Source organism: Gardnerella sp. CCPDSM, assembly GCF_056754715.1.
The window spans coordinates 61,517-76,802 of the sequence record NZ_JBQEQO010000004.1 but is presented as its reverse complement, the minus strand read 5'-3'; the positions used below and the strand labels follow the sequence as shown (position 1 = coordinate 76,802).

4 protein-coding genes and 1 tRNA gene are annotated in these 15,286 nt (G+C 42.6%); 2 read left to right on the top strand and 3 right to left on the bottom strand.

What is annotated here, in order from left to right:
* Positions 1-101: 101 nt before the first annotated feature.
* From ACTJLE_RS03435 to ACTJLE_RS03425, 3 genes are all read right to left on the bottom strand, one after another.
* Positions 102-175, bottom strand: a tRNA-Gly gene (locus ACTJLE_RS03435).
* Between the two features lie 79 nt (positions 176-254).
* The gene (locus ACTJLE_RS03430; protein ID WP_481267435.1) at positions 255-731 is read right to left on the bottom strand and encodes a holo-ACP synthase; all 477 of its coding nucleotides are present in this window, start codon (positions 729-731) and stop codon (positions 255-257) included.
* Positions 732-752: 21 nt separating this feature from the next.
* Complete coding sequence (locus tag ACTJLE_RS03425; RefSeq protein WP_481267434.1) at positions 753-2,678, bottom strand: PASTA domain-containing protein; 1,926 nt, start codon at positions 2,676-2,678, stop codon at positions 753-755.
* 731 nt (positions 2,679-3,409) lie between these two features.
* On the opposite strand from ACTJLE_RS03425, the gene ACTJLE_RS03420 reads away from it, so the two are divergent.
* The gene (locus ACTJLE_RS03420) at positions 3,410-4,690 is read left to right on the top strand and encodes a hypothetical protein (protein WP_481267433.1); all 1,281 of its coding nucleotides are present in this window, start codon (positions 3,410-3,412) and stop codon (positions 4,688-4,690) included.
* Positions 4,691-5,339: 649 nt separating this feature from the next.
* Entirely contained in the window at positions 5,340-14,954 is a 9,615-nt protein-coding gene (locus tag ACTJLE_RS03415; protein WP_481267432.1) for a Rib/alpha-like domain-containing protein, read from the top strand.
* Positions 14,955-15,286 lie beyond the last annotated feature (332 nt).

Below are 15,286 nucleotides of genomic sequence, written 5' to 3'. Positions count from 1 at the left end.
GATATGCAAGTATATTGCAAGTGCATGATGGAGGGAAAATAGTAGAAAATAACGAAAATAGCGAAATAACGAAATAACGGATAATACGCGCAATTAAAAAGTGGAGCGGACGACGGGAATCGGACCCGCGTAATCAGTTTGGAAGACTGAGACTCTACCATTGAGCTACGTCCGCAAAACAGCAACTTGTTCAAGTATACAGAAGCTTACGACATAGAGCAAGTTTGCAATTTAAGTGTATACGAAAGTCACGTTTATAAAATTTCTAATATCGCAACAGCAGATGCAATTGCAGTGTGATTTTGAATTAATCCGTCATGAGTAAGCGAAATATGCCAGCGGATTTCAATCGGATCGCTTTTATTAGCGCTATTTTGCGCGCGCGAAAGAGACTCCAAAACTTTATTATTAACTTCTGGACTAAGGTTCACACGCGGGCAACCATGCGAATCGTCAAGAATCTCAATTCCAGACCACGGCGTGTTATCAAGAGTATAGGGGTAACTGGTATGGCAAATCGACAACGCTTCACACCACGCTTTAATCACTGCTTCCTTACCAGCCCAACGCGCCGCAACATGCAAAGCTTCATCATCACGCTTATTCTCCGCACGCAAACTGCACTGCCGAAGCTCGCGCGCAGAAAATAGCGCACGCCAACCCTTGCTTACACTCATTTGCTCAGCAAATTGCGAAACATTCACCACATCATGGCCGAGTCCTGCAATCATTCAAACCGTCTTTCTTAGAAATCACAACGATTCGTCAGGAATCGAAGACCAGTCGAAAGGCTGTTCCACAAGATAATACGCATTATCATCATCCGGAGCAGGCGCAAACTTCACAGGCTTATTAAACATAGTAGGCACAAACGGATTATAATTTACGCTCCAATGCTTATTAGTCACATCAACCTTCGTATTTTTATACAACTTCGGATTTCGCCGCAAAATAAACGGACGACTCATATCCGGACGCTTAGAACCCTTGCCAACAAAATAACCGGACTTTTCTACAGCATCTAACTTAGCATTCAACGGCACAAGCAAAAGAAACTCGTCCATCCTAAAACTTGCGCCCTTAGCATAGCCAGGTATATCTTCAAGCTTTCCATAATTCATCATGCTTTCTGGCCTATTAAATTGGTCAATCACCGTTCCATTAACGCAGAAGAAAGCTATAGAATCATCAACTAACTTATTACCGCAATACGGCGCACCCCTATACTTGTATATTTCAACAACGCCACTATTTCCATAAAGAAGGTGGTTTTTAATAGGATTATCCGAGCTGCCATCCGTTGAATAATAACAATTCGTTGGATCGTGCGTAATGTTGCAAACTTCAAAAGATTTTTTGTAGCCTTCGTAACTATTTTGATCATACGGAAGATCCGAAGAATAAAGCGAAACGCTACTATGAGACTCATCGCCTTTATCTGGAGCGCGCAAATCTAAGCAATCACCAGATTTTGAGCACCACAATCCAGCAATCGAATCAGCATTCATTTGAGCGAACATGTAAGGAGGCTGATCTTTATGCAGAAATGTATTCTTTGTTTGCGACGCATCCACACCATAATAAAGCGTTAAATCGCCGCCAGAAAGTTGACTGCCTAACGAAGGAAATGCGCCAACAATCTTGTTAAGATACTTTTTAGAAGAGAACTTCGGGCGAAGCTTTACATTGTATGAGCTATTAAGCATCTTTTTGTAGGCAGTATCTTTATTCATGCCAAATAAACTAGTCGGCACTCCCGTTAAAGTGCTATCTCCAACAGCTATATGAATAGCTTTTTCTTTGCCTATTGAATATCCAGGAACAGGATTTGAAGCCAAAATTTTTCCGGATTTTGATGAAACTACGTAATGAACTTTTACAGGCACGCCCATTGATTCAAGAATGTTTTTTGCAGACTTAAGACTCTTGCCAACAACGCCTTTTGCTGGAACGCCAGGGCCTTTAGACCTAGCGACTTTAACAACATAACTAGACGGTATGCGAGAGTTAGGTTTTACATTAAGGTATCGCAAAAAACTTCCAGGCTTTTTGCCGCTAAATTCATCTACGACTTGCGACTTGATGCCGTTGGAAGCAAGAGTTTTAGTAATATTCTCGATTTTTTCACTTGCCGCAAATTTTGGAACAACTACTTCGCGTTCGCGCAAGAAATACCACAAGGTTCCAGCGAGGATTAATGCGACTGCAAGAGTTGCGCTTATGGAAATTGCGATGACGTTTTTTGAGGTGGTTTTTTTGGAGGTGGTGGCAGCGGTGTAGGTGGCTGGTGCAGGTGCGTAGGTGGCTGGTGCGTAGGTGGCTGGTGCGTAGTTGTAGTTGGAGTAATTTGCGTTTGCGCTGGCATTGGCTACGTTAGCGTAGCTTGCGTTAGAGTTTGCGTTAGCGTTTGCGCAATTTGCATTAGCGTAATTTGAGTTCGCGGCGTTGGCGTAGTTTGAGTTCGCGTTGACAGCGGCTGCATTGCCGCAGTTTGAGTTCGCATTGACAGCGGCTGCATTGCCGCAGTTTGAGTTCGCGTTGACAGCGTTGGTGTTATTGGTGTTGTTATTGCCAGCCGCGCTATCTTGCTGGTTTTGATAATTGCTTACTTTTGCACCGCATTTCGTGCAAAACTTAGCATTTTCGTCAATCTTATTTCCGCAATTTATACAAAACATAGCAGCCTTCTCTCGTTCCGCAACAATCTTATTTATAGAAAAATCTGCTTTCTATACTACAGCTACTTACGCAACTTTTTAACGCAACTCCAATCGCCCCACCTTTCCCGGCAAATCTTCCAAAACAACCCAAAAACAACTACAAACGCCAGGTAAGGTGCGCGCAAATGCGCGACGACCTGCTTGAGCGCTGCATTGCGCGCGCGAAAGCAACTCGGAGCGTGAGCTTGCTCAGACGGAAAGTCCAGTGGACTTTCCGTGCAAGCTCAGCAGCGAGCGCTTATAGTGCGAGCGTTACGCACCACCCAAGTCCACAAAACCAAGTAACTATGCGCGCTTTTGTGTACATACACACAACCCAAGTCCACAAAACCAAGTAACTATGCGCGCAAATGTGTACATACACCCAACCCAAGTCCACAAAACCGAGACCAAGTGCGCGCAATTGTGGACTTACGCACTACCCAAGTCCACAAAACCAAGTAACTATGCGCGCTTTTGTGTACTTACGCACCACCCAAGTCCACAAACACGAGACAAGGTGCGCGCAACACCCACCTGCAATCTAAGTACATCACATTTCTTTATCAACAAGATACAACTTTGTAAACTCAAACAGGAGAACGCGTATAAAAATAACTTTTATCCACATTTATAAAAATATATTGCGCCTTGAATCACATAAAAATAACATCATCAGAATGAAATATTGTAAAACACTATCCAGCATTTTGGAATCAGAAAATCAAGGCTCATGCTTTATGGCATCGTGCACTGAATCACGCAAAACCCTGCGCAGACAACTAAAATCCGGCTATCTTGTTGAACCGTACTACGGATTGTACGCAAGGCGCACACATTGGGAAAACTTATGGTACAAAGATAAAGTACGACACATAGCTATTACTATTACTAGAAAAATAAAAATAAAAGCTTGGAAGTATACCGGAGAAACTGGCGCTGCACTACTAGGACTAGACATAGTTGAAGAATACAAAAATCGCTCAAGGCAAATGAACATATACGTGTCATGCCCATATCCAAACAGAACTGCTGAATCAACAAATGAGAAAACTGCAAGAAAGATAGAAAAACGTCAGCTTAAACGCGTTCACCTTCCAGACATTATTGAAGATGAGAATGGAATTAGACTCGAAGAAAATCATAAGAAGCACAATGACACGCAATCATCAGCTTCTAACGAATCTAATAAAGAAACGAACGGCACTATAAAAATCCTAAAAACTTCAACATTCGGGCATATTAAAACGCCGGAAGAAAGCACAATTGATTATGCCGCTAGTATCTACAACATTCTATTTGTTGAAGCATGGACCAAACCATTTAGAATTGCTCTGCCAACCTTTGACTCAGCATGTCGAAAAGGCTTTGATCTTGAGAAGATTTACAACACTTGTTGCGAATCTTACAAATTTGCGCGCTATCAACAAAATACTCAACCATTCTATAACCAGCAGTATCTTGAAAAATCTCAAAACCCTTATTTTGCAAACATTGACGACACTGATATTTTTGCGCGACTGCGCCTTCTTTGCAATTTTGCATCACCAAAAAGCGAAAACGCTGGGGAATCTTTGGCAAGAGCTGCAATGCTTGAATTGGGCTTTGTTAAACCTTATTTACAATATGAATTTCCAAATAACAATAATCCAGAATGGCCACTGCGCGTCGATTTCGCATGGAAGGTTAATGAAGGTCTTATAGTCGGAGAATTAGATGGAACAGATAAGTATTTAATTGGATGCGGGAAAAATTTAGATTGTGATATTAATCATAAATCTTCTGATAATTTTGTTGATGGTAACTCTAGCAACGAAAACAGAGCACTTAAATACGATCGTGATGCTGTGAAACGAGAACGTAACAGAGAACGAATTATTTACGAATGTGGCGCAATTAAGATTGTACGTTTCGATTTTGCAGATGTAGTAGATCCTAGAAAGCTTGAGAAAAAACTATTATATGCAGGGGTTCCAAAAGTGCATGTGTGAAAAAGTTGGCAACGCGCGCGCAAATGTGTACATACGCACCACCCAAGTCCACAAAACCGAGACAACACGCGCGCAAATGTGTACATACGCACTACCCAAGTCCACAAAACCAAGGAACTACGCGCGCAAATGTGGACTTACGCACCACCCAAGTCCACAAAACCAAGTAACTATGCGCGCTTTTGTGTACTTACACACACCGCAAGTCCACAAAACCAAGTAACTATGCGCGCTTTTGTGTACATACACCCAACCCAAGTCCACAAAACCGAGGAACTTATATCGCGTATGAAGAGCAAACGTATATTGAAGCGATTAGTCTTCATGTGAATAAATTACGAAGATTGCAACAAAATTTTTGATTTTATCGCATGATAAGTCGTTATAACAATACTTTCTACACCCCCCCCCCCCACGAAAAACAGAAAATTTTACAATTGTTACTTATATAACAATAAAAAATTACGACAAAATAATAAAAATACGATATAATATTACGTTGTATGCGTATAAGCGTACTTATTGCCTACCGATACTTTGCACAAACACGAAATTAGTATTTGAAGAAGAACTAGACACAAGTTTATATACGCCGCACATTAAAGAACGTTAAATTAAGAAGCACAAGAATAAAGGATTACGGATTATTATGGCAAACAACCGCAAAAAGCACGCAAACGAGCAAGTCGAGAACTCGTTTAAAAACGTTGATTCATCTTCTGCGTATGCAACCATGCGAAAGGTGTCGTTGAGCACACTGGCCACAGTTCTTACTGCAGCCACCTGCTTGGGCGGTCAGCCAATCCTCGCATCCTCTAATATTCTTCTTCCTCCAACTACTGCGGCTTTTGCGTCTCAGGTACGCAGCGCAGACGACGATCCTAATCCTTGGCTGCATAGGCCAAATATTCTTGAGTATCAGCGCTGGCGTTACCAAAATAGTAATGGTGATGCAGGATACGTGAACCCTGACGAAAGTCATGATGACTACAACAAGGGTGACTACGGCAACCTAAAGAACAAGACGGATATGTATGCGTATGTTGAAAAGAAAGGAAACGACCAGTACCTAGTCTTCGACGTGTTCTTTAACAATGACGGTAAGTCCATGCTTACATCGTCAAAAAAACAGCAATATGTATGGCTAGTGCCTTATGCTGTTGCAGACCTAGACAATGGCAGATATAAAGGCGATACCGTAACTGATTTACGATTTGATTTCTATAAGCGCAATAACAACAGATCACCTCAAACGTATGCAAATCTTTCGCACGATATTGGTTTGTTTGATTACGTTGCAGACAAATCGTTCAATCAGAATTTACTTAACAACGACCATTCTTATAAAGGCTCTACTTATAAGAATTCATTGAATGTTCGTAACGGAGGAAGTAGGGGACGAGATATATCCGACAACTTCCATGTTAATGAAAAAGATTTAGATGACGCTATTAAGAAGGCTATAGCTCCTGGATCAAGTCCTTATAGCGGATACAACTACGGCATCGGTATAACAACTACTAACGTTGACTACGCAGTGCGCATGCATTGCAAGGTAAAACTGCGTCAAGGCGTAACCAGAGACGAAATTCAAAACGCTTTTACGTATGCGAACACAAGCTCTTATGGAAGAACTACTCACTCTGCTTACACCTTTATTTCCGGACGAACTCACGACGAAAACTTCCCTCGCACAAAAAGCGATAGCATTGCTCCAAAGCTGTATTTGAACGGCAAGGAAATTGGCGATAAAGACAACAACAGCATTGACGTATATCAGGGCGAGACGCCAAATATCACTTTCGGCACGTCCGATAATAGCGAAAAAGTAACTAATTTCTCCGTAAAGGGATTCCCGGATAGCATAAAAGCAAACTTTAATAAGAATAGTAACGACGGTTTTGACGCGACTGAAAAGAATCCTTACAAACACGAAATTAAAGACGTTAAGTTTGAGCATAAGGATGAAAACAATAATCCAGTAAACTCCGACTACACGATTACTGTTTCTGCAACTGACGCTTCTGGCAACACAGCAAAAAAGAATGTCACTGTACATCTTAAGAACCTGAACCAGAAGTATCCTTCCCCAACAGCCGAGGAGCTTACTGTTGATTGGGGGAAGACGCTTACTGACGATATGCTCACGAAGCAGATAAAAAACAATGCTGGAAATGGTACAATAACTTTTGTCAAGAAGCTACCAAGTACAAAACTGTCCGAAGGCCATTTCAAACGTTCTAAAAATAAACTAAAAGTTACAGCAAAGATTACATATGCAGATGGATCCAGTCATACAGTAGACATTCCTGTAACAGTTAAAAAGCCACTTGCTTTTGAGCACGCACCAAAAGGTAGCGAGAACAATGTAACCGTTGGAGATAAACTTAAACAACCAAGCGATTACATAACACTCGAAAATAATTCTGACAATAAAGTTAAGCCGAAAACAGTAGAATGGTACGGCGGAACACCTAATTCCAGCACAATTGGCAGGTTTGATAACACTGCCAGAGTGCATTACACAGACGGTAGCCGCAAAGACACCACTGTAACATTTAACGTTAAGCCACAAAAGCCTGTTATTGAAACGGATTTGAACGGTCGCGCAAAAATTCAAAACCAGAAAGTAGTAGTAAACGTCGGCACTGGGTTTATACCAGGTGCCACAAACAAGGTTACCTTATACGATGCCAACAATAACGAAATTGGCTCTACTGCCGAAATCAAAGACGGTAAAGCAACTATTACTGTAGCTGGTGGCATACCTGAAGGAAATGTGTATGCAGTTACAAACAGTTCATACAACAATCATCAGGATAAACATATAAAAATCTTCAATTTATCTTCCGATAGAAGTGAAAACCATCAAGCTACAGAAGATAAACAAGCTCCAACACTTACAGCAAACGACGCAACTGCAAAAGTTGGAGAAAATTTAAGCTTTGAGCTTGAAGCAACAGATGATATTAAAATTGACGACTTCAATATTGCAGCTCCTCTAGCAAATCTTGTAAATGGTGATTTTTCACGTTTGAAGATCGAATACCAAGAAACGAAAGATAATGCTAAACATCGCAAAGTAAAAATTACGATACTCGGCATGAAAGCAAATGAAGTTGGAGAACACAAACTTAAGTTCTCAGTTACCGATGCTGCTGGAAACACAACTGAGAAGGAAGTTAAGCTAACAGTTAAGCAACCTTACGAACTGAAGAAAAATCCTATTACCGTTGACTTAGGTCATGAACTTACTGAGGATGACGCTAAGAAGATATTTGAGAACAGCAAGAATGTTCCTTCAGGAACAACATACACTTGGGTTACTAAACCTGAAACCAACTCAACTGGAAATGAAAAGAAAGGCAAAGTAAGAGTCAGCATTCCTGGAGGAGAACCTAAGGATATTGATGTAGCTGTAACAGTTCAAGATAAAGTAAAACCAGTAATAAAGGTGTACAAGAAAGGCCCTGGTAACACTTGGACTGAAGTAACCGAAAATATTACTGAAGGTAAAGTAGACTACACAAAGATTGACACGTACCACGGTGACAAGTGCGAACTGAAAATAACAGCAACAGACAACAGTGGCAAAGTTACAGATTTGAAGATTAATAGTTTATTAACAGGCTTGTCTTCATCTGATTTTGAGTCAAAGAAAGGCACTGGTTCCGAACAAGATCCTCGAGCTATAAAGATTGCAGGAAATGTGCCGAATGGCACGGCTGCCGGAGCGTACTCTAGGACTCTTGTAGCAGTTGATGGCTCTGGAAATCAAACGAACTTCCCAATTCGCTTTATTGTGCACAATCAAGCAGATAAATTCGGCAAGATTACTCCAAAGGATATAACTCATAACATTCCTGAAGATGGCAACAATAATAATCACCCAAAGGCTGAAGATGGTATCTCGGAAACTAGCAAGAAAGATTTGCCAACTGGTACCACGTATTCTTGGGTTAAAGAACCAGATTGGAATAAGCCTGGCAAAGATACAACTGCTACAATTCGCATAACGTTCCCAGACGGTTCTCACGTAGACGTTTCGCCGAAGCTTACTGTTACGGATACTATTAAGCCTGTTATTGAAAAGCCTGATTTAGGAACAGCAAAACATGGAAGCAAAGATCATTACTTACTGAAAGTTCATCGCGGTGAGAAGTTTGATCTTACACTGAAAGTTCACGACAACACCGGCAAAATAGTCGGCGCAAGTTTGAATGACAATGTAACTGACTGCGGAATTACTGAAACTAAGTTAACAGTTGACAATGCAAACAACCACAGTGTTAAAAACCCTGCTATTGTGCATATAACTGGCACAGCACCAACCGACGAAGCAAAGGAACAATATTGGAGCCGTACTGTTACTGTAACAGACGAGGCTGGTAATGAATCTGAACTACCTATTCAGATTGCTGTGTATACGAGCGCAGAAGAGCACACTGCAACTGCTACCCGTATTACGAAACAAAGCGGTAGAAGAGTAACAGAAGATGATATAAAGAAAGCAGTAACAACTGACTATACAAATAAAGACAAAACTAAGAAACCAGTAGTTTCTGTAAAAGCTGACCAAACTTTACCAGATGGAAGCACTCCTGGAAACTCCACAATAACAGCTATTGTGACTTACCCAGATGGTTCTACAACAGAAGTCGAAGTGCCTATTACCATCCAAGAGCCAATGAGTAAGACTTATAAACCTACTACAAACGAGGTTGATAAACCTTACGGCTCTACTAAGAAGCAAATAGAAGATTCTATAACAAGCACTTCTAATGGCGGCGGAATATCTTGGCCTAATAGCACTGCTCCTACAGGAAAGACAACAATTGAGATTTCCGACAAAACCAAGATTCCTAGAGGAACTGAACCTGGCAAATATGAAGTTCCTGTAAAAATAACGTATAGCGATAACTCTGTTGGATATGCCACAGTAAAAGTTAAGATTGGCGATCCGCAGAGCAAGAGCTACAACCCACAAGGCAATACGCTTACGTTTGATTACAACTCGACGCCAAATAATGACATATCCAAGAAGATTACTGGTGTTGGCACTGGTAATGGTGTTAGCTTTGGCAAAAATAAGCAGGGCAAAGAGATAGCACGTCCTGATGGCGCGAACGTTACTATTGACAACCCAAGTAATATTCCAGACGGAACTAAGGCTGGCGATTTTACTGTTCCTGTAACCATCACCTATGGTGATGGATCAACGGATCATACAGTTGTTAAGGTAAACATTGGCAAGCCACAAAGCGAAACAAATAAGCCAAATGTTACTGATATAACGAAAAAGTATGGCGAAAAGTCTAATGAAGCTGAAGTAAAGAAGCACGTTACTTTTGACAGCAGTAAACCTAAACCAACCGTAACTGTTGAAAACGTTAGCGATATTCCAAATGGTACAACTCCTGGCGACGTAAATATTAACGTTAATATTGTGTATCCTGATGGCTCTAAGTCTCACGTTACAGTAAAAGTTAATACTGGAGATCCTGATACTAAGACTTACGCACCAAGCGCAAGCGAAGTTAAGAAAAACCGTGGCGATGAGATTACTGCTGCGGATATCACTGGTGCTGTAAAGACTTCTACAGTTAAGGACAAGCCTGCTCCAACAGGAACAACAGTAAAGCTTGTAAATCCAAACGATCCTCTTCCAACTACAGATAAGACTGGCACAACTAACGTACCTGTTAAAGTTACATACCCAGATGGTTCAGAAGTTGTTCTTGAAGTTCCAGTGGTAGTTAGGGATACCGACAAAGATGTTTACACACCAACGGCTTCTACACTAGAAAAATCTTACGGCTCAACTATTAAAGAGGATGAAATTATTGGTAAGGTGAAGGTTCCAAACTTTGTTGGAGATGCAACTAAAATCTCTTACACAGTAAAGGACAAGAATAATATTCCAGGGGAAAAGTCAAACCCTGGATCTTACACCGTACCTGTAACAGTAACTTATCCGGACAAAACAAGCGAAGATGTGGATGTAAACGTTACAATCTTGAATAAGGATTCTGACTCTTACGAACCAACCGCTAAAACTCTTACGAAGAAGCACGGCGAAACGATTAGCAATGACGATATTACTGGTCAAGTAAGTGTGCCTAATTATCCAACCGGCAAAAAGCAACCGGATAAGACTGTAGTATCTGGAAAAAAGCTTCCAGATACGAATACTCCAGGTGAAAGCGACGTGCCGGTTACTGTTACTTACCCAGATGGAACTAGTGACACTGTAAATGTTCATGTGGTTGTTAAGGATGCGGATGCGAATACGCATACTCCACAAGCTGAACCACTTGAAAGGAATATCGACAGCGGAAAGCCTAAAGATAACGAAATTACAAGTAAGGTTACGATTCCTAATTGGCCAAAAGGCGGAACTCAACCAACTTACTCTATTGCTGATAGTGATAAGGCTCAGATTCCTACTGGAGATAAGGCTGGCAAGTTTGAGGTGCCTGTAACGGTTAAGTATCCGGATAAATCAACAACCGTGATCAACGTGCCTGTAATTATCAATGCTCCAACGCCAGAAGCGAAAACTGGTGTGACTGTGCCAAAGGGCGTTGAACCTAAGCCAGAAGATATGATTTCCAATAAGGATAAGTTCCCTGAGGGAACCACCTTCGAGTGGAAGAAAGAGAACGGCAGTGAAACTGGCAAGCCAAATACTTCTGCGGAAGGAAACAAGTCAGGCATTGTTGTTGTAACAGTTCCAGATCAACCTTCTCAGGAAGTGCCAGTGACTGTGAACGTTGTTGATCCAACCGCATCTGAAGTCAACGTGCCGCAAGGTAAGGATTTGCCAAAGCCTGAAGATGTAATTAATGATTCCACCGATAAGAACAAGTACCCACAAGGCACTAAGTTCGAGTGGAGTAAGGAAGATACACCGGATACCAAGAATCCTGGCACGAAGAATGGCAAGATTATTGTTACTATTCCAGGCCAAAAGCCTGTGGAAGTGCCTGTAACGGTGAACGTTTTGCCAAAGCCAGAAGCTAAGGTTGTGAACGTTCCACAAAATGGCACACTGCCAGAAGCTAAGGATGTTATTAAGGATTCTGACAATAAGGATAAGTTCCCTAAGGGCACTACGTTCACTTGGAAGGGCAATGGACCAAGTACTACAGATTCTGGTACGAAGACCGGCACAATAACCGTCACTGTTCCAGGTGTAAATGGCACTACTGGTTACACAAGTGATGTTTCTGTAACAGTCAATGTGACTAAAAAGCCTGAAGCGCAGGACACCTCCGTTATTCAGAACAGCGATCCAGATCCTAAGAACAGCATTAAAGACAACGATACGTTGCCTAATGGAACCACCTTCGAGTGGAAGAAAGGTTCTGCTCCAAAGACCGACAAGCCAGGCACCACTAACGGCACTGTGATTGTAAAGATTCCAGGGCAAGATCCTCAAGAAGTGCCTGTAACAATTACTGTTACAGCATCGCCTGAAGGAAAAGACATAACTGTGTTGCAAAAGAAGAGCAGTGACACAACTGGCACCACTCTTCAGCCAGAGGATGTTATTAAGAATCATAAGGATCTACCTAAGAATGCCAATATTTCTTGGAAGACAAAGCCTGACACATCAAAGACTGGCAACCAGCCAGGCGTTGTGACTGTTAAAGTGCCAGGCGAGCCAGATATTGACATTCAAGTCAACGTGCTTGTTGTGCCAAATCCAAAAGACAAGACGGTGAGCGTGCCACAAAACGGCAATGTTCCTAATCCAAAAGACATGATTGCCAATAATGGCGACTTCCCACAAGACACTAAGTTCGAGTGGAAAGAAAATGGCAAGCCAAACACTACTAATACTGGAAAATCAACTGGCACTGTTGTTGTAACTATTCCAGGTATTACAACTCCTGTGAACGTACCAGTAAAAATAAATGTTGTGGCACAAAACAAGCCATTTATCAACGACGGTAAAGCTGAGAATAAGCCAGATTCTAATAAGACAACTATTACTGGTAAAACTCAGCCAGGAAACACCGTAACTGTCAAAGACAATAATGGTAATACTGTTGGTACTGGAACTGCCAACAAAGAAGACGGCAACTTCACTATCGAAATCGATAAGAAGGAGCCTGGCACAGATCTCAAGCTCGTTCCAAGCAAGGATAAAGTTAATGGTGATGAAACTACTGTAACCGTCGCTGATAAACCGCAAAGGCCGACGATTAAAGTTCCAACCAGCGATGATAAGAACGACGGAAACGTAACTGTCACTCCTCCAACCGGCAGCGCATCAGTTGTGAAGATTGAAATCAATGCTAAGCCAAATCCGCTTAACGGTTCAGAGCAGCCAGTTCGCACGATTGTTGTTAAGAAGGATAATAATGGAAATTGGCAGATTGACGGAGATCATCCGGATGGCGTAGAAGTTGATGGGAAAACTGGCACTGTCACGATTCCAGCCAAAGACTTGGAAGACGGCAGCACAATCACCGCTGTAGCTAAGGATAATACGGACAAACCGTCTGATCCTGCTACTGCTGTAACCGGCTTTAAGACTCCGCAGATTAGTAATCAGAATATTGCACCTAAGAGTGATGATTCTAATAAGCAAATCATCACTGGAAAGACGCTTCCAGGCGCAACGGTAACTGCCAGCAAAGATGGAAATCAGATTGGTGATCCAGTAAAAGCTGGCGATGATGGCAACTTCACTATTACTATCGATAAGCAAAAGCCTGGCACCATCATCACCCTCACGCCAACCAACGGCACGGGTAACGGTGCAAAGACGGGCGATAGCGTAAATATTACTGTCGGTGGAAATATTGCTAAACCAAATATTGACACTCCAACCGATGGTGGCGCTAGCGTGACGCCGGATCTCACAGATACTCGCGTGAACAAGGTTGTAATTACCTACACTCCAGAAGGCAGCACAACAACCTCAACGATTACTGTTGTTGCTAAAGGCGATAATCGTGAGTGGAAGATTGACGATAATAATAAACCAGAAGGCGTAACTGTTGATCCGCAAACTGGCGTTGTTACGATTCCAGCAAACAAGATTAAGCACGGTAGCACTATTACTGCGCATTCGGAAGACAGTAGCGATAAGACTGGCAATAGCAAATCAGGAGAAGTAACTGCTAAAGTTGGCGAAAAGAAGAATCCAACTCCAACTCCAACTCCAACGCCTACCCCAACGCCGGAACCGGAGCCAACGCCAAGCCCAATCCCAACGGATAAGCCGCTTGTTGTAACTCCGCACAATGGCGAAGAGCAGGGTTCTGCAACCGTCACTCCTCCAGCTGGCGCGGATTCCATGGAAATTACCTTTATTCCAGAAAATGAGGAAACATTCTCTGGAGTTGGTGAAACTGAAATACCTTCACTTGAAGAATTGGTGCCTGGATTACAGCCTGATTCGCAAGAGCCAGGAAATAACCCAGGAAATACGCCAGGAAACGCAACCCCTGGAGATAACACCACAGGTAACGGAACCGACGGTAACGGAACAACTGGTAACGGAACCTCAGGAAACAAGACTCCTCGCGTCACAATCAAGATAAAGAAGGACGCGGAAGGCAAGTGGACGTTTGACGGAAAAGTTCCGGACGGCGTAACAGTTGATCCGCAAACCGGTATTGTTACAATTCCAGCAAATAAAGTGAAGGATAATACTGAAGTTACTGCGAAATCGAAGAAGGGCGAGGAAACTTCGAGCGACGCGACGGGTACGACCGGAACTGATCCGAATAACAAACATGGAGAGGAACCAGATCATCCGCAATCGCAGTGGCCAGATTTGCTGCCAACTCCGGATTCAACAATATGGAATATTCCAGGTGTTTCTGGCGTTCCGGGCGTTCCGGGTGTTCCGGGCAATGGCAGATTCCCGTATGACGCAATCGAAAATAATGGTGGATACCATGGCGACGATAGCGGAAACGGAAATCAACAAAACCAAGGCAACTTGAGCAAACAGGACGAGCAAGGAAACGAAAACGCTCAAAGTGGCACGCAAGCAGAAAATAAGTCTGGAGCTAGCGCTGGAAATAATGCTGGCGCTGCTACAGGTGCTGCTGGCGGAAATGCTGGCGCTGCTAACGGCGCTAACGGCGCTAAACGTCCTGCGCAACACTCTTCCGGAAAGATTGCGAAATCTAAGCTAAGCAAGACTGGAGCCACCGTTGCTGCAGTTGGCGCAATAGCCGCACTTGCTGCCGCAGCCGGAGCCGCAATCACGGTTATTGTTCGCAAGAAAAAGCGCAAATAAAAGGCGCAACTAACAAAGCGCAACTAACCAAATAAAAAGCTGCACCGCTTTTACTGGTTTGATTTAAATCGGTAAATTTGCGGTGCAGTTTTTTATAACATCACCAGCAACCCCACTCCAATCGCCAGGTAAGGTGCGCGCATTTGTGTACTTACACACGCCACAAGTCCACAAATACGAGGTAACGCGCGCGCAAATGTGGACTTACGCACTACCCAAGTCCACAAATACGAGGAAGTATGCGCGCAAATGTAGACTTACGCACTACCCAAGTCCACAAAAGGGGTACATATCAGCTCAATGATGCGCTCAAGTAGTTAGAGCGCAAACGC

Bases quoted from the DNA above. Each gene is read 5' to 3' on its own strand.
- ACTJLE_RS03430 (WP_481267435.1), bottom strand. From the start codon at position 731: ATGATTGCAGGACTCGGCCATGATGTGGTGAATGTTTCGCAATTTGCT.
- ACTJLE_RS03425 (WP_481267434.1), bottom strand. From the start codon at position 2,678: ATGTTTTGTATAAATTGCGGAAATAAGATTGACGAAAATGCTAAGTTT.
- ACTJLE_RS03415 (WP_481267432.1), top strand. From the start codon at position 5,340: ATGGCAAACAACCGCAAAAAGCACGCAAACGAGCAAGTCGAGAACTCG.